Source organism: Algoriphagus vanfongensis DSM 17529, from assembly GCF_000429465.1.
GTDB classification, from domain to species: Bacteria; Bacteroidota; Bacteroidia; order Cytophagales; family Cyclobacteriaceae; genus Algoriphagus; species Algoriphagus vanfongensis.
Genome location: NZ_AUBX01000018.1, coordinates 1 through 19,039 on the forward strand (window position 1 = coordinate 1; position 19,039 = coordinate 19,039).

The 19,039-nt window shown below is 43.5% G+C and carries 18 protein-coding genes and 1 rRNA gene; 14 read left to right on the forward strand and 5 right to left on the reverse strand.

Annotation, left to right across the window (positions count from 1 at the left end; translation table 11 throughout):
* Positions 1 to 174 precede the first annotated feature (174 nt).
* The 10 genes from rrf to G460_RS0118280 all read left to right on the forward strand — a co-directional run bounded on the left by rrf (position 175) and on the right by G460_RS0118280 (position 9,915).
* A 5S ribosomal RNA gene (gene rrf / locus G460_RS0118240) occupies positions 175 to 286 on the forward strand.
* A gap of 473 nt (positions 287 to 759) precedes the next feature.
* Positions 760 to 1,395 carry a hypothetical protein gene (locus G460_RS0118245; RefSeq protein ID WP_026956702.1) on the forward strand — a complete coding sequence of 212 codons (636 nt, stop codon included), beginning with the start codon at positions 760 to 762 and terminating at the stop codon, positions 1,393 to 1,395.
* A gap of 66 nt (positions 1,396 to 1,461) precedes the next feature.
* A complete protein-coding gene (locus tag G460_RS0118250; protein ID WP_026956703.1) occupies positions 1,462 to 3,888 on the forward strand; it encodes a heavy metal translocating P-type ATPase in 2,427 nt (808 codons plus the stop codon).
* Between the two features lies 1 nt (position 3,889).
* A complete protein-coding gene (ccoS, locus tag G460_RS22180) occupies positions 3,890 to 4,075 on the forward strand; it encodes a cbb3-type cytochrome oxidase assembly protein CcoS (RefSeq protein ID WP_035464755.1) in 186 nt (61 codons plus the stop codon).
* Positions 4,068 to 6,194, forward strand: coding sequence for a cytochrome-c oxidase, cbb3-type subunit I (gene ccoN / locus G460_RS0118255; RefSeq protein WP_026956704.1), 2,127 nt, complete (start codon positions 4,068 to 4,070; stop codon positions 6,192 to 6,194). Before ccoS ends, ccoN begins: the two co-directional genes overlap by 8 nt.
* A 12-nt stretch (positions 6,195 to 6,206) precedes the next feature.
* On the forward strand, positions 6,207 to 6,392 hold the full coding sequence (locus G460_RS0118260; RefSeq protein ID WP_026956705.1) for a hypothetical protein: 186 nt from the start codon (positions 6,207 to 6,209) through the stop codon (positions 6,390 to 6,392).
* Positions 6,389 to 7,318, forward strand: a complete 930-nt coding sequence (locus G460_RS22185; RefSeq protein WP_035464757.1) for a cbb3-type cytochrome c oxidase N-terminal domain-containing protein — start codon at positions 6,389 to 6,391, stop codon at positions 7,316 to 7,318. Before G460_RS0118260 ends, G460_RS22185 begins: the two co-directional genes overlap by 4 nt.
* A gap of 47 nt (positions 7,319 to 7,365) precedes the next feature.
* Positions 7,366 to 8,784, forward strand: a complete 1,419-nt coding sequence (gene ccoG / locus G460_RS0118270; protein WP_026956706.1) for a cytochrome c oxidase accessory protein CcoG — start codon at positions 7,366 to 7,368, stop codon at positions 8,782 to 8,784.
* 4 nt (positions 8,785 to 8,788) lie between these two features.
* A complete protein-coding gene (locus G460_RS0118275) occupies positions 8,789 to 9,214 on the forward strand; it encodes a FixH family protein (protein ID WP_026956707.1) in 426 nt (141 codons plus the stop codon).
* Entirely contained in the window at positions 9,211 to 9,915 is a 705-nt protein-coding gene (locus tag G460_RS0118280) for a sulfite exporter TauE/SafE family protein (protein WP_342667616.1), read from the forward strand. The genes G460_RS0118275 and G460_RS0118280 overlap by 4 nt, the downstream gene beginning before the upstream one ends.
* Here the strand turns inward: G460_RS0118280 and hemN are convergent, their stop codons facing one another.
* The 4 genes from hemN to G460_RS0118300 all read right to left on the reverse strand — a co-directional run bounded on the left by hemN (position 9,916) and on the right by G460_RS0118300 (position 14,167).
* On the reverse strand, positions 9,916 to 11,274 hold the full coding sequence (hemN, locus tag G460_RS0118285; RefSeq protein WP_026956709.1) for an oxygen-independent coproporphyrinogen III oxidase: 1,359 nt from the start codon (positions 11,272 to 11,274) through the stop codon (positions 9,916 to 9,918). It abuts the gene before it with no gap.
* Positions 11,275 to 11,375: 101 nt separating this feature from the next.
* Complete coding sequence (locus tag G460_RS0118290; RefSeq protein ID WP_026956710.1) at positions 11,376 to 12,419, reverse strand: VWA domain-containing protein; 1,044 nt, start codon at positions 12,417 to 12,419, stop codon at positions 11,376 to 11,378.
* Positions 12,400 to 13,296 carry a hypothetical protein gene (locus tag G460_RS0118295; RefSeq protein WP_026956711.1) on the reverse strand — a complete coding sequence of 299 codons (897 nt, stop codon included), beginning with the start codon at positions 13,294 to 13,296 and terminating at the stop codon, positions 12,400 to 12,402. Before G460_RS0118295 ends, G460_RS0118290 begins: the two co-directional genes overlap by 20 nt.
* Positions 13,289 to 14,167, reverse strand: a complete 879-nt coding sequence (locus tag G460_RS0118300) for a DUF58 domain-containing protein (protein WP_026956712.1) — start codon at positions 14,165 to 14,167, stop codon at positions 13,289 to 13,291. The genes G460_RS0118295 and G460_RS0118300 overlap by 8 nt, the downstream gene beginning before the upstream one ends.
* A 107-nt stretch (positions 14,168 to 14,274) precedes the next feature.
* On the opposite strand from G460_RS0118300, the gene G460_RS0118305 reads away from it, so the two are divergent.
* Together G460_RS0118305 and G460_RS0118310 are read left to right on the forward strand one after the other, a co-directional pair.
* Complete coding sequence (locus tag G460_RS0118305) at positions 14,275 to 14,625, forward strand: DUF4296 domain-containing protein (protein ID WP_026956713.1); 351 nt, start codon at positions 14,275 to 14,277, stop codon at positions 14,623 to 14,625.
* Positions 14,625 to 17,012, forward strand: a complete 2,388-nt coding sequence (locus G460_RS0118310; RefSeq protein WP_026956714.1) for an endonuclease MutS2 — start codon at positions 14,625 to 14,627, stop codon at positions 17,010 to 17,012. Before G460_RS0118305 ends, G460_RS0118310 begins: the two co-directional genes overlap by 1 nt.
* Here G460_RS0118310 and G460_RS0118315 read toward each other — a convergent pair.
* A complete protein-coding gene (locus G460_RS0118315; RefSeq protein WP_035464759.1) occupies positions 17,005 to 17,613 on the reverse strand; it encodes an IMPACT family protein in 609 nt (202 codons plus the stop codon). The genes G460_RS0118310 and G460_RS0118315 overlap by 8 nt on opposite strands.
* A 104-nt stretch (positions 17,614 to 17,717) precedes the next feature.
* Here G460_RS0118315 and G460_RS0118320 point away from each other — a divergent pair, with 104 nt between their 5' ends.
* Both G460_RS0118320 and G460_RS0118325 read left to right on the forward strand, forming a co-directional pair.
* Complete coding sequence (locus G460_RS0118320) at positions 17,718 to 18,143, forward strand: sugar 3,4-ketoisomerase (RefSeq protein WP_026956716.1); 426 nt, start codon at positions 17,718 to 17,720, stop codon at positions 18,141 to 18,143.
* Positions 18,112 to 19,038, forward strand: a complete 927-nt coding sequence (locus G460_RS0118325) for a GNAT family N-acetyltransferase (protein WP_245578754.1) — start codon at positions 18,112 to 18,114, stop codon at positions 19,036 to 19,038. Before G460_RS0118320 ends, G460_RS0118325 begins: the two co-directional genes overlap by 32 nt.
* The last annotated feature ends 1 nt before the right edge of the window (position 19,039 follow it).

Genomic DNA, 19,039 nt, shown 5'->3' on the forward strand with positions numbered 1-19,039 from the left:
GGTGTAAAGGCAGTAATGTCATAGCTGAGCAGTACTAATTGCCCGAAAGCTTACCTACGCTGTGTTACAGTTTCTACGATATATGTTATCCCGATAGGAATCGGGATAGTACCAAGTACGATGTACAACGTACCAAGAACAATAAAATATTACATACCGAACAGGTATCAAGATTTAGGCGGCCTAGCGCAGGGGTCCCACCTCTTCCCATCCCGAACAGAGAAGTTAAGCCCTGCCGCGCCGATGGTACTGGGGTTACACCCGGGAGAGTAGGTCGCCGCCACATTATTCAAACCTCAGTCTAGCGACTGGGGTTTTTGTGTTTTAGGGCTTTTCCTATTCCGGAGCAGTAGCGTAGAACTTGTCCCGAATATCGGAAACCTGTCCCGAATATCGGGAACCTGTCCCGAGCATCGGGATCACTGCCATATAATTTTAAGCCCCTTGGTTGATCCCAGAGGGCTTTTGTTGTTTAAAGTTCTTTCCCACAAACTTACACCGTGATGTTTTTTTTTGTCTAGTAGAATTAAAGGAAGTTTTTTAATTACATCTGATTTTAAGTATTCCTATTTCCCTAAGAAATGATCCTGATTCTGGAGTGATTTGATTCCCAGCGGTTAAGATGTCCTTTACAACTAGATGTTCTTAGACATAGTACTTGCCTTTTTCATTTTTCCTGATTTTTATCATGTCTTAGGCTGTGATTTGATCAGATAATATCACGTGCTCTAAAAGTAGCTTTGATGTATAATCAAGCACATGGAGACACGTTTATCAATAGCTGCCAAATTTCACCTTCCTGAGGGATTCCTTAGTAGCTATTATAGCGCTTCTTTGAAGCCTGATTTTTTGGATTTGAGAAGTGAAGTTGTACATGAAGGAATTCCGAAATTGGCTAATGATCCTACATTATTTGCAGCTGACTTGGAGGAGATTTTGGATTGGCTTCATGTGGATGAATTGCCCAAGCCTTTCGAAAAAGAATTGTGTGAGACACCCGTCTTACTATACGTCCCTGCATTTTCTACCACGCATTTACTGTTTCATTACGATGGTAGTCCAGCTTCGGCTGAATTGATAAAAAATTTCTTAGTTCTTTTCAAAGACTTGGTCAAAGAGAGTAAAGCTACCATCATTTCGCCAAGTTTTATTCCTAAATCGAAAATCCACGAAGAGCAAGAATTGATCAACCTGGTGTCGCAGTCGACCAAAGAAACAAGTTTTATCAAATTCAATTTTTCTAGAATAGGTGATTTTTGGTCTTATGCAGTACAGCATCGGTGTACCCTTTTGGTGACTTCAAAATCCAATCATTTTGAATTGGTAAAGCTTCTATTTCACTTTTATAAAGGGTCTCTTTGGAGTAGTACACTTTCGTTTTACTTAGCTACTTAGTCCATAAAACTGACTTTTATCATGTTTTACGCCTATTTAATCTCTTAAATTTAATGAAAAACCACTATGTCATCCATCTCTAACTCTACAGCTACTCAATGCTACCACTGTGGTGAGTTATGTGATGATGCGGTCTATTACTTCGATCAAAAGGACTTTTGCTGTCATGGTTGCCAGCTGGTCTACGAAGTATTGGCAGAAAAAGACATGGTTGGTTATTACCAATTGGAATCTTTTCCAGGTGCTAGTCAAAAATCAACATCAACCTTTTCGAACAAATTTGACTATTTGGATGATGAAGAGACTGAGGCAAACCTTTTGGATTTTAAGAATGAGTCAGAGAGTCATGTGACTTTTCTTATTCCTCTGATTCACTGCGCATCCTGTATTTGGCTTCTAGAAAATCTATTTCATCTGAATGCTTCGATCCTTTCTAGTCGGGTAGATTTTATTAAGAAGAAAGTACATATCAGATTCTCGAATTCAGAACTGAGTCTAAAATCTTTGGTGACTTTGCTGGCTACGATTGGCTATGAGCCTTCTATTCACCTTGGAAATCTTGATGAAACTAAGTCCAGAAAAGTGGACCGAAAGACTGTCAAAAAACTTGCGGTGGCTGGCTTTTGCTTTGGGAATATGATGCTGTTCAGTGTCCCGGAGTATTTCAGTGAAACAGCGTTGATAGCCGAAAATTTCAGAGGGCTCTTTAATTATCTAAATATCCTGCTGGCTCTACCGGTGGTTTTCTACGCAGCGAGCGATTACTATACTTCTGCTTGGAACTCTCTCAGACAAAAACGTATCAACATGGACGTGCCTATAGTCCTCGGGATTTTTGCCTTGTTTTTCTATTCTCTATGGGAGGTATTGACACTTGGGAATGCCGGCTATATGGATAGTTTGGGCGGACTTTTGTTTTTCTTGTTACTGGGTAAAGTGTATCAGGAGAAGACCTTTGCTACTTTGGAATTTGATAGAGATTACCGGTCCTATTTCCCCATTGCTGTTACGCGGCTCCAACAAAGTAGTGAGGAGGTAATTCCTTTGCGAAAGTTGGAAATTGGCAATAGGATTTTGGTCAGGGATGAAGAGTTAATTCCGGCTGATTCTGTCTTGCTCAGTGCTTCTGCTTTGATCGATTACAGTTTCGTAACAGGCGAAGAAGTACCTGTTCCTAAGAGAAAAGGGGAGCATATCTATGCAGGTGGAAGACAGATAGGGGAAGCCATAGAATTGGCTGTGGTCAAGTCCCCTTCGCAGGGTTACTTGACAGATCTCTGGAATAATGAAAGTTTCGAAAAGGAGAAAACTGGTCAATTGGTGCCTCTATCCAACAAAATATCAGGCATTTTCACGTGGACTGTCTTGCTTGTTGCATTCGGCTCATTTGTTATTTGGGCGATGACAGATTTGTCCATGGGAGTGAAGGTTTTTGCTTCTGTCCTTATCGTTGCATGCCCCTGTGCTTTGGCGATGTCGACCCCTTTTACTTTGGGAAATACACTTCGGATTTTTGGCAGAAGTAAATTATATCTTAAAAATGGCGCTGTCATCGAGCGATTAGCCGAGGTAAATACCATCGTGTTTGATAAGACAGGGACGTTGACAGATCCCAGCCAGGCCAAAGTAGAGTATCATGGGATTCCTTTGACAGAAGAAACGCTCCAGATACTTCATGCAATGGTAAGTCGCTCTACTCATCCTTTGAGCAACCGAATTCATCAATGGCTTGGGAAAAGACCTCCTTTGGTTTTGGATGAAGCTCGCGAAATAAAAGGGGCCGGAATAAGAGCTCTGTACCACGGACAGGAGATTTTACTGGGCTCAAAAGACTTTGCCGGCTCTGTAGATATGCCTGTTTTTGCTACAGGAAATCAAGTGTATCTATCTATTGGGGGAAGCTGTGTGGGAATGTTCCATGTTCAGTCAGGGCTTCGGGATCAAGCGACCGACTTGATCACACAATTGGGAGATGTGTATGATCTGCATTTGATCTCTGGCGATCATCCACATGAATATGAATCGCTTCAGGCTAGTCTGGGCCGAAAAATGAAGTATAATTTTCTGCAAAGCCCCAAGGACAAACTAGCCTATGTGAAGCAGTTGAATCAGGAAGGGAAAAGCACCTTGATGGTAGGAGATGGGCTTAATGATGCTGGAGCATTGCGGGAAGGTACTGTCGGGGTGGCAGTGACGGACCAGGTATCGCATTTCAGTCCTGCTAGCGATGCGATCATCAGTGCGGATTCTATGTGGAAGATGCCTGGATTTTTAGATTTTGCAAAAAGTAGCAGGAAGATCATCAAAGCCAGTTTTGTGCTGAGTTTGCTCTACAATGTGATCGGCTTGAGTCTAGCTATACAAGGGATACTGAGCCCAGTAATCTGTGCTGTTTTGATGCCTTTGAGCAGTATCTCAGTGGTGGTGTTTACCACTCTGGCCACCAATTTCGTCGCCTGGAAAAAAGGGCTTTTAGCACCAAATACAACATGACATGGAAGTAATATTTCTCTTGATAGGAATCAGTCTTGTCTTGGCCGTCACTTTTTTATGGCTCTTTTTCAAAGCCATGAAAGATGGGCAGTTTGATGACGACTATACCCCGTCTATCCGAATGCTATTCGATTCTCAAAAAAAAACAACTAAAGATCCATCAACAAAACCAAAGTCACATGAATGATGCTACACTGGAGAGGTTCTATTATGACAATAAAATTGTCAAATATTTTGGAGCCGCTACTATCATCTGGGGAGTAGTCGGGATGCTGGTTGGGGTGCTCGCTGCCACCCAACTGTTCCTACCTGAAGCTAATTTGGGCACTCCTTATACCACTTTTGGTAGAATTCGCCCGCTTCATACAAATGCGGTGATTTTCGCCTTTGTGGGAAATGCAATTTTTGCTGGGGTTTATTATTCCATGCCCCGATTGCTCAAAACCCCGATGTGGAATAAAAGTTTGAGCTGGTTTCATTTTTGGGGCTGGCAGCTGATTATCCTGGCAGCCGCGATCACATTGCCTCTGGGACTGACGACATCCAAAGAATATGCTGAGCTGGAGTGGCCTATTGATATTGCGATAGCTTTGGTATGGGTGGCGTTTGGAGCCAACATGATCGGGACCCTGATCAAGAGACGAGAGCGGCACATGTATGTGGCGATTTGGTTTTACTTGGGATCCTTTGTGACAGTAGCTGTTCTCCATATTTTCAACTCACTAGAGCTGCCTGTTAATCTCTTTAAAAGCTATTCTGCCTATGCAGGCGTACAGGATGCACTGGTGCAATGGTGGTATGGGCATAATGCCGTGGCGTTTTTCTTGACCACACCTTTTTTGGGCTTGATGTACTATTACCTTCCCAAAGCTGCCAATAGACCAGTGTATTCCTATAAACTCTCTATTGTACACTTTTGGTCCCTGATATTTATCTACATGTGGGCAGGGCCTCACCATCTCCTGTACACCGCTTTGCCAGAATGGGCCCAAGTATTAGGCACAGTGTTCTCTGTGATGCTGATCGCTCCCTCTTGGGGTGGGATGGTCAATGGGCTCTTGACTCTACGAGGTGCTTGGGACAAGGTCAGACAAGATCCTGTTTTGAAATTCATGGTAGTAGCTGTGACTGCTTATGGCATGGCTACTTTTGAAGGGCCCTTGCTGTCCTTGAAAAATGTAAATGCCATTGCTCACTATACGGATTGGATCGTGGCACACGTCCATATCGGAGGGCTAGGCTGGAATGGCTTTTTGACATTTGGAGTATTGTATTGGATGTGGCCACGAATATTCAAGACCACCATTTACTCCCAGAAACTCGCTAATGTTCATTTTTGGATTGGTACACTTGGGATTGTATTCTATGCTTTGCCGATGTACGTGGCAGCGCTGACTCAGTTTTTTATGCTGAGAGAGTTTGATGAGATGGGCCGATTGGCGTATGGGAATTTCCTCCAGACCGTCGTGGAACTAGTGCCCATGTATATGCTGAGAGCTTTTGGAGGCTTGTTGTACTTGTCTGGAGCAATCATCATGGTATACAATATGTACAAAACTGCCCAACAGGGTTCTTTTCAAGAATATGAAGAGGATCAAGCACCTGCTCTTGCGAAAGCCTATAATCCAAAAGGAGAATTTTGGCATAGAGCATGGGAAAGAAAACCGATTTTCTTTACAATTCTAGCCACCATAGCGATCGCCATAGGTGGAGCGATAGAGATCATTCCTACTATTCTGGTGAAATCTAATGTGCCAACTATTTCTTCAGTGAAGCCTTACACTCCATTGGAACTGGAGGGTCGGGACCTATATATCAAAAATGGCTGTGTAGGCTGTCACTCTCAGATGATTCGGCCGTTTAGGTTTGAGACAGAGCGATATGGAGAGTACTCGAAAGCCGGGGAGTTTGTATATGATAGACCATTCCTCTGGGGGTCCAAAAGAACAGGCCCAGACCTACATCGGGTAGGAGGGAAATATCCGGACTCCTGGCACTATTTCCACATGCAGGATCCTACCTCCATGTCTCCGGGGTCTCTCATGCCTCCTTACCCGTGGATGCTGGAGAATACCATGGATTATTCGGCACTGCCTGCCAAAATCCGCACGCTGCAAAAATTGGGAGTACCATATCCTGAGGGATACGATGAGCAGGCTATGAGTGACCTGAATGCGCAGGCAAGCCAGATTACAGCAAACTTGAAAGATGCTGGAATCGAGACTTTACCGAATACGGAAATTGTAGCCTTGATTGCTTATTTGCAGCGATTGGGTACAGATATCAAAGCAACTGCAGGAAATTAACCCCCAAAAATCATGTATAAAGACGTATTGAGATCGATTGAAAATATAGACATCTATCCGGTGATTTCCCTCTTGATTTTCGTCCTGTTCTTTTTGGGCGTATTTATCTGGGTGATCAAGATGCCGAAGGATTTTGTAGATCATATGAAGTCCCTCCCGATGGATGAAGACACTGAACTAACCGAAAAGCAGCCATGAAAAAGTTTTTAATGAGTTTAGCAATGCTAGCCTTGGCTGGTCCCGCTTGGGCACAATCGGAAGAAGCCCACTGGTTCACCACACTTCAAAATATAGATCCAGGTGAGTTTACGCTGTTGGTAATTATTGGGATAGTTCTGTTTGTGATCCTGATTCTATTGGTATTGATGATTTACCTGATGTCATTTATGGTGACAGTCTTAAAAAAGGAAAATCCTGAATTAGAGCATGAACCTAGTTGGTGGGACAAATTCAATGAGAGGTTTATCACCGGTAAAATGGACGAAGTCGGTGGAGAAGCCGAACAAGAAAAATTGATGTCGGATCACTCTTATGATGGAATCACGGAACTAGATAATTTCATGCCGCCTTGGCTTCAATGGGTTTTTGTAGGCTCCATAGTGGTAGCAGCAGTATATTTTGTGAATTATACTGTGTTGGGATATGGGCTGACAGGGGTAGAAGAATATGAAGAAGAATTGAGAATAGAGGCCATAGCGGCTGAAGCTAGAATGGCAACGATGGTGGCATCGATAGACGAGACGAATGTCACAGTAGATGAATCCTCAGGAGGATTAGGAGCTGGCAAGTCAATCTTCGAAACCAACTGCGCGGCCTGTCATGCTGCAGATGGAGGAGGGGGCGTCGGTCCCAATCTGACAGATACCTATTGGCTTCATGGCGGGGATATCAAGGATGTCTTTACCGTAGTCAAATACGGAGTGGTGGCCAAAGGAATGGTTCCATGGGAAGACTTATTGACACCGCAGGAGATCCAGCAAGTATCCAGCTATATCCTTAGTTTGCAAGGAAGCTCCCCTGCCAACCCCAAGGAACCTCAAGGAGAGCTGTATAGTCCTGAGGCTGCTCCTGATCTTAGTCCGCCGGCAGAGACAGACAGTACAGCAGTAGTAGCAGTGCTTTGAAATACACGAGTCGCTGGAATAGCTCCAGCGACTGACTTCGATAAGTTATGGCAAAGAAAAATCCACATTTAGATCCCAATACCTTCAGAGATTCTCTTGGAACTGTCCGGGATGATGGGAAGAGAAATTGGGTTTATCCTAAAAAGGTTTCAGGGATTTTCTATCGCTACCGAACCTACCTTTCTTGGTTATTGCTGGCAATTTTATTTGCGGGACCATTTATTACTGTGGAAGGAAGACCGTGGCTTCTCTTCAATATATTTGAGAGAAAGTTTATCATCTTCGGAGCAGTATTCTGGCCTCAGGATACACACTTGCTTATTTTTCTGTTGTTGATTCTTTTTGTTTTTATCATCCTCTTTACGGTTGTTTTCGGAAGGGTCTGGTGTGGATGGGCTTGTCCGCAGACTCTTTTTATGGAGATGGTGTTCAGAAAAATCGAGTACTTAATTGAGGGGGATGCAAATCAGCAAAGAAAACTGAATGAAGCTCCTTGGAACAGTGAAAAGATCTGGAAAAAGGGCTTGAAAATCACCGTGTTTGGTCTGATATCGTTAGCCATCGGGCATCTAGTGATGGCTTATTTGATCGGAGTGGAACAAGTGCTCGATATTGTGACTCAGCCCCCATCTGCTCATATGGCCGGTTTTATGGGGCTGGTGGCTTTTTCCGGTATTTTCATGTTTATTTTCACATGGTTTAGAGAGCAGGCATGCATTGTCGTCTGCCCTTACGGGAGACTTCAGGGGGTCTTTTTGGATAATAATTCCATCAATGTCATGTATGACTATGTTCGGGGCGAGCCACGTGGACCTATTCGTAAAAATCAGATAGAAACCAACCCAAAAGGGGATTGTGTAGACTGTAATCTCTGTGTGCAGGTGTGCCCGACAGGTATAGATATCCGGAATGGAATCCAAATGGAATGCGTCAATTGTACTGCCTGCATTGATGTGTGCGATGAAGTCATGGTCAAGGTAGACCGTCCCAAAGGCCTGATTCGCTATGCTTCTGAAAACAGTGTCAAAGAAGGGTTCCAAAAGTTGATTACTGGAAGAGTCAAAGCCTATTCAGTGGTTTTGGTTTTATTGGTGGTGGGATTCATAGCTTTGATAGCCACACGAGATGAATTGTCGGCGACAGTCACACGATTTCCAGGGATGACTTATCAGATGAGGGACAATGGAACTGTGTCCAATCTTTATCAGATCATTTTGATCAATAAGACATTTGAATCTCAAACGGTAGATTTACAGTCTTTGGCACCCGGGATGGATGTTGAAATTTTAGGAGATCAAGTCTGGGTGCTGGAACCGCAATCCAAATTGGAAGGGAGGTTTTTTCTAGTGCAAGATCAACAGGAAGTCCTGACCCCGCAGCAAAAGGTAAAACTATCCCTGAGGCATGAAGGTCAAGAAATAGATGAAATCAATACAAGTTTTATGGCTCCTGTAGCCGAAAAATAAGCCTATGAACTGGGGAAAAGGAATCATATTTACATTCTTGGGTTTTATAGCCATCATGATCACGATGGTAGTGATCTCAGTGAGGATGGAAGGGATAGAGCTCGTGACAGAAAATTACTATGAGGAGGAGATCAAATATCAGCAACAAATAGACAAAGAGCTGTCCACCTTGGCCCTAAATAGGGAGGTGCTTAGGTTTGACGGTCCTTCCAAAGCCCTGATTTTGGATTTGCCTGTAGGTGCCAAAGGAACGCTGAATTTGTTTCGGCCTTCGGATATCGAGCTCGACAGGGAGTTGCCGGTTGATATACAGGAAGTTGGTGAAAAAACAGTTTATCTGGGAGATCTCAAAGCTGGATATTGGAAGATTCAGCTGAGTTGGGAAGAAGATGGAAGAGCTTATTATCAGGAAAAAAAGATCAACCTATGATATTCTGGACTGCAGTCGTGCTAGGGTTTATGGGATCATTTCACTGCGTGGGAATGTGTGGCCCAATAGCCATGGCTGTAGGTAATTCTTCCCAAAAGTTTTTGACCAATAAAATCCTCTACAATATCGGAAGAAGTATCACCTATGCACTTCTGGGCCTCATAGTTGGCGTGATTGGATTTACATTTTCATTGGCAGGCATCCAGCAAGCTTTTTCCATCTTTATTGGTCTCATGATTATTTTAATCGCAGTGAGTGTCAAAGGTTCCGAAAGATGGGTTTCCATCTCATTCCTAGCTACTCCGGTCCGATGGATTAAATCAAGACTTTCCTTTTTCTTAAAAAGAGGTGGAGCAATAGCATTTTTTGCCACTGGCCTGATCAATGGCTTACTTCCATGTGGCATGGTCTATTTGGCCCTTGTAGCAGCTTTGGGCTTGCAAAACCCATGGATGGGAGCGGCATATATGTTTTTCTTTGGTCTTGGCACGATTCCGTTGCTATTGGCTTTGATGTTTTCGGGAAAACTCATCCCTCTCAAGTCTAGACTTAAAATTCAAAAAGTCATGCCATTAGTAGGAGTGTTAGTTGGTCTGATCTTTATTTTTCGCGGATTGGGTCTTGGGATTCATGGCTTCAGTCCAAATCTTCAAGTCTACCATTATGGAGAAAAACAAGTGGAAATTACTGTTTGCCGCTGATTAAATTGCCTTACTAAATACAGGTGATTCACTTGCTTTATTTGCCATTCTCAGATCAAACTGCTTGCAGATATTTCTGACGATGGCCATTCCTTCATCAGTGATTTTTACTCGATTTTGATTGATGTGAAGCAAACCCTCGACTTCCATTTGAAGCAGGTTAGCTTTGTTTTCTTCAGGCATGGCATCCCAAATGACGTCATCGATAGTAGCCTGCTGATTGCAAATCAGATCCAAAATCAACTCTTTGACTGCGATATCTTCCTGACTCAATGCATGTCCTTTGACCAGAGGCCACTTGTCTGCTAAAAGAGTATTCTGATACGTTTCGATAGACTTTGTGTTTTGCGCATAGCCAATATGGAGGTCAGATATGCTACTGGCTCCCAATCCCAGAAGCATTTTTGAAGGAGAGGTGGTATAGCCCATGAAATTGCGATGGAGTTTCCCCACTTTTTTTGCTTGATTGAGTGGATCGGTAGGTTTGGCAAAATGATCCATGCCTATTTCCTCATATCCCATTCTTATGAGTTGATCCTTGCCAAACTCATACATTTGTCGTTTCAAAAATTCATCTGGAAGGTGTTTCTCATAGCTTTTTTGAGCAGGGAAAGCACTCGGAACGTGGGCGTAAGAATAGAATGCGATTCGCTCTGGTGCCAAGTCTTGGACTGATTCAAAGGTGCTTTGCAGGGAGGTGATAGACTGGTGAGGAAGTCCGTAGATCAGATCGAAGTTAATGGATTGATACTCGTTTTGGCGAGCATTATAGACCGCTTTCTTGACGGCGTCCAGCGGCTGAATGCGGTGAATGGCCTGCTGAACTTTAGAGTCAAAATCCTGAATGCCATAACTCACCCGATCAAAGCCCAGTTCAGCTAGATTTTTCAGATGTGAGAAAGTGGTGTTGTTTGGATGGCCTTCAAAGCTAAATTCCCGATCATCCAGTACATCACAGTCATCCATAATGGTTGCGAGTAAGAAATAGAGATTGTCCGGAGAAAAGAAGGTCGGCGTGCCGCCTCCTAAGTGGATTCCTGCAAGTTTTGGCTTCTCCCCAATAAGATTTAAGTATATATCCCATTCTCGCAGCAGAGCCAGAATGTAGGGAAACTCGGTTTGATGATTTTTGGTGATTCTCTTGTTGCAGCCACAGTAGGTACATAGGCTTTCGCAAAAAGGCAAATGAATATAGAGACTGATTCCCTCTTCCTTTCCATAAAGGGCAAAAGCCTTTGTGACAAGGTCGCTCCACGAACTACCAGTGAGGTCATTTTGCCAAAATGGGACCGTGGGATAGCTTGTATAGCGGGGTGCAGGAGTGTTGTATTTGCTGATCAGCTCAGAATTCAGTCTCATAGCTTTTTTTTCAAAGGTCGTCAGACTCCTTGCTCAAAGCTTTGATCTAAATAAGCCCAAAACCTGATCTTTGTCAGGTTTTGGGTGAAGGGAGTGTCAGGTTAGTCCAGAAGAAAATTGTTGAGAAAGCTGCTTTTCAGCATCATCCAAAAGAAGAATAGCAGAATCCCCCAAAAGAGATAAACTCGATAATAATCTGTTGTTTCCCGGTATCTGTTTTCTTCTACTTCACTTTTTTCTAGCGTATCGATCTGGTCAAAGATATTCTGAAGTGCATTGCCATCTGAAGCTCTGAAAAACTCTGCCTCCGTCAACTTGGCTATTTCACGAAGGGTAGTTTCATCAAGATAGCTCTCGACCATCTGTGGTCTGCCAAAGAAGTCAGTACCATAAGGGACCATCCCGTCTTTGCCCACGGCGATAGTATAGATTTTGATTCCAAGCGCTGAGGCTAGCTGAGCCGCAAACATCGGATCGACATTGCCAGCATTGCTCTCCCCATCGGATAGGAGTATCATTACTTTTGATACCGAACCTGCTTCTTTCATTCTGTTGGTTCCAGCGGCGATTGCCGAACCGATAGCAGTGCCTTTTGCCTCCATCATATCAAAGGAAATCTCTGAAATGAGGTCTGTGAGAAGCTTGTAGTCATTGGTCAGGGGAGCCAAAGAGAAAGCTTCGCCGGCAAAAATAACCATGCCGATTCGGTCACCTACTCGACCATTGATGAAATCTATAGCGGTAGATTTGGCAGCCTCCAGTCTATTGGGAGTGAAATCCTGCAGGTCCATCGATTCTGAAATATCCATCACGAGCATGATGTCAATGCCTTCGGTGTATTGCTCCACACGTTCATTGCTTCGCTGCGGTCTGGCTAGCGCGACGATGATCATGGCCAGTGCCAATAGGAAAAATCCGGTAGGAACTAGTCTAAGATAGGTCCAAGGGTTGTTGCTGGCTACTTTCTTAGGGAGGGAAAGTTCCAGAACTGGATTTTTGAGAAATTTGATAAACTTCCTGATAAGCATCAACAGCGGAATGATCCAGATCAGGTTGAGCAGAATAGGTTTTTCCCACTCATAAGTTTGAAAGGTCTCTGGCAGAAACCAAGACCAGCTGAAGAATTCAGACACTTGCTCTAGCATGCTTGATTTTGCTTATTTTTTCGAGATGTTTTTCTTTAGCTACTTGGAGTAGGTAGTTAGATGCTGATTGAATTTCAGCCTTCTTTCCTGCATAGATGATGATTTCGATCGCTCTGAGAGAATCGAAGACTTGCATATCGCCGAGTTTTTCTCCGATCTCGCTGGAGGTCCACTCCCGGATCGGGAGGGAAGTCAGGCTTTCGAGATAGCCTTTCCAAAGTCCGATTAATTCATCTGCAGCTTCCATGGTAGGGTTTTGCTCTAGTTGAGCACTAGCCTGTTGCCATTGTTTTTGAAACTTGCTCCAACGGCGTTTCTCGCCTCTTTCGTTCCAAAATTTCTTGATCTGATCGGCAAACAGCCAATAAAGAGCGCCCAAAAGCACTAATACTGCAAGGGCAATTGCACCAAAGAGCATCCAATTCCACTTCTTTTCTATGGATTGATAGACATTGTTTTCTTTGAATACCAACTGCTCTGGGATGCTGTCTAGGGTCAGTTTGAGTTTGAGCTCAGCTTCTAATGGGAAATGCGTGACACTGTCGTAGCGGTTGAGTTCGTAGACAGGCAGAGTCAAGTATGAGCTCTGGTCCAGCTCAAAGTTGGATAGATAATAGACCACACTGTCCTGAGTGATATCAGATTCGGTATGTGAGATGTAGGTCTTCTTTTCCAACAGCACAAATGAGCCGAAATCAAACGTGGAATCGGGAAATATCAACTGCTTGCTAGCAGGATAGTCGGCTTTTAGCACATAGCCGACCCGTTCGCCAAGTTTGGCGGAATCTTGCATGAAATAGCCTTCTACTTTTACTTCTTGGGCAAAAGAGGTGACTGAGCACAAGAAGCTGATGAGGATCAATAACTTCTTAGCCACGCTTCATGCTTTTATTTCTGTACTTAAATAGCTCTATCAAAGGCATCACGATGTCTTGAGTAGTATCGATGGGTAGATAGTTGATTTGGTTTTTTTTGCAGATATCTTTCAAATTCTCTCTTTCGGAAGTGAAGGTATCAGAAATTTTTCTCGAAAAGCTACCAAAAGCAGTATTGACCCAGGTAGTGCGTCCTTTTTCCTTGTCATAGACCGGGATGATCCCCAGTGAAGGAAGGGCAGACTCTCTCGGGTCAGTCAGCTGGATGGCGACGAGATCATGCCGCTCTGCCAGAGCTCTGAAGGGACGCTCGTAGCCATCGTCTATAAAATCAGAGATCACTACGATGATACTCCGCTTTTTGATCAGATTGAGAGTAAAGGTGAACAGTGCCGAGAGATCTGTGCCGAGTGAGTTGTTTTCATGCTCGAAAATACCCCGGATCATCTTTACTCCTTGTTTACCGCCTTTGGAAGGCAAGATGATTTTTTCCTTTTGATCGGAAAAACTGATCAGCCCCACCTGACTTCCTTCGAAAATAGCGGCTAAAGTCAATACTCCGGCGATGACCTTTCCTTGGTCGATTTTTTTATGACCGGGCTGTCCGATGTCCTGAGAACCCGAAATATCCAGAAGGAAATAGACAGATTGCTCTTTGTCTTCCTTGAAAGTTTTGACAAATGTGCCATGTCCCTTTGCAGAAACCTTCCACTCGATCGTCCGTACATCGTCACCATACTGATAGGGACGCAAATCGTCAAATTCCAGCCCGGAACCTTTAAAGAGGGACTGGTATTCTCCTTGCAGGTGATTGTTGGCCACCTTTCGGATCATGATTTCGTACTTTCGAAGCTTGCTGAAGAGTTGATTCATGCAGGGATATTTTGAACCGACTAAGTTATACTACTGAGTTCAATTTTAAAATTTGACTTACAGGAAGGGTAAGGAGAATATCCGTTAAAAAAACCTAATTTTGAAAGGTGAAAAGATTAATTCCGATTTTATTTTGTGTGGTTTTCTTGATTTCCTGTGATAAGGAAGAAAAACCGAGTGGATTGCTCTCGGAAGATCAAATGGTCAATGTCCTCGTGGATATCCATCTGACCGAAGGAGTGAGTAGCGCTTTGCCGATTCCATACGATTCGTCTCAGGTACTCTATAGACTACTGGAGCGAGAGGTTTTTGTCGAGCACGAGATCTCTGATTCCACTTTTGTCCAAAGCATGCGCTACTATCTCCAGTATCCTAAAACAATGGATGAGATCTATGCCAGAGTAGTGGATACGCTCGTAGTCAAAGAATCCACCCCCATGACAGAAGAGAATTTCTGATGCTATACCCCACCAATCTCGAACAGAAAGTAAATTTTCAAAAAATCAAGGAACTGCTCAAGGCAGAGTGTAGCTCTGGTCTTGGAGCAGAATATGTTGATAAAGTTTCCTTCTCCTCAGATTTTCGTTTGGTCAACAAGCTTTTGGATCAGACTCAGGAGTTTTTGGATATATTGATTTCAGGTGAAAATTTCCCTGCTTCTAATTTTACCAACCTGAATCCCTATTTGGAGAAAGCCAAACTGGAAGGAGCTTTTCTTGATCAGGATGAATTTCATGAGATCAAGCTTTCCCTCCAAACTTTAAAAGGCTGTATTGCCTTCTTCTCCAAGTTTGGAGAGCTCTATCCTGCGTTGGGACAATTGCTCGGTTTGGTTTTGGAGCTGGATTTGGGCTTGCTCAAAGCTATAGAACTGGTAGTCGATGAGAAAGGTGTCATCCGCAGCAATGCCAGCCGTGAACTCCAGCTCATTCGGAGTCAAATCATCTACGAAGAAGGTAGACTGCGCAAAGTGATGGAGCGGGTTTTCAAGGAAGCTCGTGCCAAAGGTCTGACTCCGGAAGACTCTGCGATCACTATTCGTTCAGGAAGAATGGTCATCCCCGTGGCAGCTGAAAACAAAAGAAAACTTAGGGGATTTATCCATGACGAATCTGCAACAGGTCAGACGGTCTTTATGGAGCCTGAGGAAGCATTGGATATCAATAATGAGATCCGGGACTTAGAATACATGGAGAGAAGGGAAATCATTAAGATTTTAACCCAACTCACAGATCGACTCCGACCATCAATTCCTGCTTTGAGAAAAGCTACCAACTATCTAGGATTAATTGATTTCATTCGTGCCAAAGCGAAGTTTGCCCAAAAAACAGAAAGCGTAAAGCCTGTTTTGGTCAAAGAGCGAGTTTTGTCTTGGACCAAGGCAAGACATCCTCTTTTGGAACTAGCCCTGCGATCTCAGCAGAAAAAGATCATTCCTCTTGATATCCATCTAGGAGGCCAAGATAGACTATTGGTGATTTCCGGTCCCAATGCCGGGGGGAAATCAGTGACCTTGAAGACAGTAGCACTTCTCCAATACATGCTCCAGTGTGGGATTTTGATACCGGTTCATCCCGATTCCAAGAGTTCCTTGTTCGATAATTTTTTCATAGATATTGGTGACGAGCAAAACCTAGAAAATGATCTGAGTACGTATAGCTCACATTTGATGAGTATGAAGTACTTTACTCAATTTGCCAATAAGAAGACCATTCTATTTATAGACGAGTTTGGGACGGGGACAGAGCCGCAGTTTGGTGGAGCGATAGCTGAGTCGATTTTGCTTTCACTCAATAAAGCAGGAGCATACGGCGTCGTGACCACACATTATGGTAATCTGAAACAATTGGCAAACAAAAATCAAGGTCTGGTCAATGGAGCTATGCGCTATGACGTAGAAAAGCTGGAGCCCATGTATCAGTTGGAAATCGGTAAGCCAGGCTCTTCGTTCGCATTGGAAATCGCGTCGAAAATCGGGATATCCAAAGAGATTTTGGCTTATGCCAAAAGCCAGATCGGTGATGAAAGAGTACGATATGACCGACTTTTGACACAGTTGGAAAATGAGAAAAATCAATATTCAGGGTTGCTGGCAGATGTCCAATCAAAAGAACGGCTGCTCAAGACCAGACTCCAAGAATATAATGAGCTAAAAGAGACACTCGAATCGACCAAAAAACGCTACATCCAAGAAGCTAAGCAGGAAGCCAAGCGTCTACTTGATGAAAGCAACAAGAAGATCGAGTCTACCATTCGAGAAATAAAAGAGGGGAAAGCTGAAAAGGAAGCAACCAAAAAGGCAAGACAGGTGCTGGAGGAGTTCAAGGAGCAAGTCAAGCCGGAGAAGCAAGCGGTGAAAGAGCCAGGGGTCAAAGTGCTTTCTGGCAAGATCGGAGAAGGAGATTGGGTTCGTCTTAAAGATACCGGCACCATCGCTCAGGTACTTCATGTAAGAAATAAGGAAGTAGATCTCTCAATCGGTGACCTCAAGTCTACGGTAAAGCTGGCACGATTGGAAAAGATCAGCCAAACTCAGGTAAAAAAAGAAAAGAAAACCAAGGCTACTTCCGGAAGCTTCAATGCCAATCAGAAGTTGATGGATTTTTCACCCAATTTGGATTTGAGAGGAAAAAGAGGAGAGGAGGTTTTGTCCTTGATTCAAAACTTCATCGATGAAGGCTATATGCTGGGCATCAAAGACCTTCGAATCGTTCATGGTAAAGGAGATGGGATTCTACGTGAGATCACTAGAAATCTACTTCGAACTATGAATTCGATTCAGAAAGTAGAAGATGAGCATGCAGATCGTGGAGGGAGTGGAGTCACGCTGGTGACTCTTAAATAAACTTCAAATCTTGGATTTCATCCAATTGACCAAGTAGTTCTTCTTTGAGGATCTCTCGATATTCCAGAGTCATTTTACAATCCAGTGTCATCTCTTGTGCGATGATCTGAAGGTCATGGTTTTTTACCAGTTTCATCACATCATTCATCACAGGATAGGGGAAATGGATAGTCACCTTTTCTTTGACCTGCTCGACGATGATTTCATTGGCTTCGATAGCCAAAGATGCTGAGCTTTTATAGGCCTGAATGAGTCCTCCTACTCCGAGTTTGGTACCACCGAAATAGCGAACTACCACGACTAATGTGTTGGTCAGTTGATGGGATCTGATCTGCCCCAAAATCGGGTCTCCGGCAGTATGATTAGGCTCTCCATCATCAGAAGCCCTGAAAAAATCCCCATCACGACCGATGACGAATCCATAACAATGGTGCCTTGCATCGTAATACTTTTTCTTCAATTCTGCCAGACGTTCTTTGACTTCCTCTTCATTGCTGACCGGAAAGGCGAAATAGAAAAACTTGCTGTTACGATCTTTGTAAAGTCCACTGGAATCTTTTGCCAGGGTCAAATAGCTGTCGGATGGGAGTGGTTCTTCCAATCTGATTTATTGTTTGCTGAATCAAAATCGAAATTAGAAAATTAACGGAAGCGTAACCTAGATTACTTTGGATTTGTCTTATTTTTAACTCGATTGTACATCGCATGACGACTTTGATTAAAAAAGAATTAACCCTGATCACCTTGGGCGGACAGAAGAGCCCACATGGAAATTTGTTTTATTGGGAAAATAAGGAATTGTTTCCCTTTGGAATTCAACGTTGTTTTTGGATCAATGAAGTGTCTGGGGACAATTCCCGAGGAAATCACGCTCACTGGGAGGAGTCTCAGGTGCTTGTAGCAGTACATGGCAGCGTGGAAGTGCTAGTACATGAGCCTGGCGAAGCAAAGCGGAAGTTCACACTTGATCATCCAGAAAAAGGACTATTTGTCCCTCCACTGCACTGGGTAGAAACTAGATTTGAAGAGGGAGCGGTTCTTTTGGGGCTTTCGGATCGTGAGTTTTCGGAGCAAGATTATATCAGAGACATCCAAGATTTTGAAAATTTACAAAAAGGAAATCACCGATAATTATAGCGTGGAGGTTTTGCCTTCTACCAAGATCAAGAAAGATTATCTCCTTTCAAATGAGATGTTGGTGGATCAGGGAGACTACCTGGATTTTGTATTGAGTAAAAAGGAAAAGATCAAGGTTACTCTGACACTAGCAGTCAAAGGATCCCAGGCGATATCTTTGCCACAGGCTCCATTTGGAGGCTTTTGGACCGAAGAAATGATCAACAGTGAGACTGCCGAATTTTTTATTTCCCAAGTTGAAGAGCTCCTGAAGTCTCGAGGTGTGAAGTCTCTGACCATCCACCAGGCCCCTAAACCTTACCAAAGGTGCCATGATCTTTTTTCTTTTTTGCTATTTCAAAATGGCTATGTCGCTGAAAATATGTCTGCTCATCAGTTTTTCATCGGTAAAAAGAAAATCAAGAAGCTTTCGCAGCATGATCATGCCAAGTTCACTAAGAAATTGAGTCAGGGGAGTTTGGAATTGTATTGTGGAGCGATTCAAAATTTTACGTTTCTCCAGCAGATTCGTGACTGGAACAGGTCCAAAGGCTATGAAGTCAATCTCCAAGAAAGCCGATTGATCTATCAGGTTTCAGAGTTTCCGGAGCGCTACTTTCTGATCACTTTGAGTAGAGATGGTGTGGCGATAGCGCATACACTGGCTGTCAAGCTGACACAGGATAGTCTATATTACTATCAGTCGGCGATCGATCCCAAAGTGACATTGAAAAATCTGGGAGACTTGTTGCTGATGAGATTGTTTCAATTGGCTGTGGATGAAAAAGTTGAGTTCATAGATCTGGGCACATCCGAACTGAGTACTGGTGCAAATCATAGCCTGATGTTTTTCAAGTCGCGATTTTCAAATGATATTTCTACTAAATTAACCTGGACAAAATCACTCTGAA

What these genes read in the sequence shown, in the direction of transcription:
- ccoS (WP_035464755.1), top strand. Translation starts at nt 3,890, where the DNA reads ATGGAAGTAATATTTCTCTTGATAGGAATCAGTCTTGTCTTGGCCGTC.
- G460_RS22185 (WP_035464757.1), top strand. Translation starts at nt 6,389, where the DNA reads ATGAAAAAGTTTTTAATGAGTTTAGCAATGCTAGCCTTGGCTGGTCCC.
- G460_RS0118275 (WP_026956707.1), top strand. Translation starts at nt 8,789, where the DNA reads ATGAACTGGGGAAAAGGAATCATATTTACATTCTTGGGTTTTATAGCC.
- G460_RS0118310 (WP_026956714.1), top strand. Translation starts at nt 14,625, where the DNA reads ATGCTATACCCCACCAATCTCGAACAGAAAGTAAATTTTCAAAAAATC.
- G460_RS0118250 (WP_026956703.1), top strand. Translation starts at nt 1,462, where the DNA reads ATGTCATCCATCTCTAACTCTACAGCTACTCAATGCTACCACTGTGGT.
- G460_RS0118245 (WP_026956702.1), top strand. Translation starts at nt 760, where the DNA reads ATGGAGACACGTTTATCAATAGCTGCCAAATTTCACCTTCCTGAGGGA.
- hemN (WP_026956709.1), bottom strand. Translation starts at nt 11,274, where the DNA reads ATGAGACTGAATTCTGAGCTGATCAGCAAATACAACACTCCTGCACCC.
- G460_RS0118260 (WP_026956705.1), top strand. Translation starts at nt 6,207, where the DNA reads ATGTATAAAGACGTATTGAGATCGATTGAAAATATAGACATCTATCCG.
- ccoG (WP_026956706.1), top strand. Translation starts at nt 7,366, where the DNA reads ATGGCAAAGAAAAATCCACATTTAGATCCCAATACCTTCAGAGATTCT.
- G460_RS0118320 (WP_026956716.1), top strand. Translation starts at nt 17,718, where the DNA reads ATGACGACTTTGATTAAAAAAGAATTAACCCTGATCACCTTGGGCGGA.
- G460_RS0118280 (WP_342667616.1), top strand. Translation starts at nt 9,211, where the DNA reads ATGATATTCTGGACTGCAGTCGTGCTAGGGTTTATGGGATCATTTCAC.
- ccoN (WP_026956704.1), top strand. Translation starts at nt 4,068, where the DNA reads ATGAATGATGCTACACTGGAGAGGTTCTATTATGACAATAAAATTGTC.
- G460_RS0118290 (WP_026956710.1), bottom strand. Translation starts at nt 12,419, where the DNA reads ATGCTAGAGCAAGTGTCTGAATTCTTCAGCTGGTCTTGGTTTCTGCCA.
- G460_RS0118300 (WP_026956712.1), bottom strand. Translation starts at nt 14,167, where the DNA reads ATGAATCAACTCTTCAGCAAGCTTCGAAAGTACGAAATCATGATCCGA.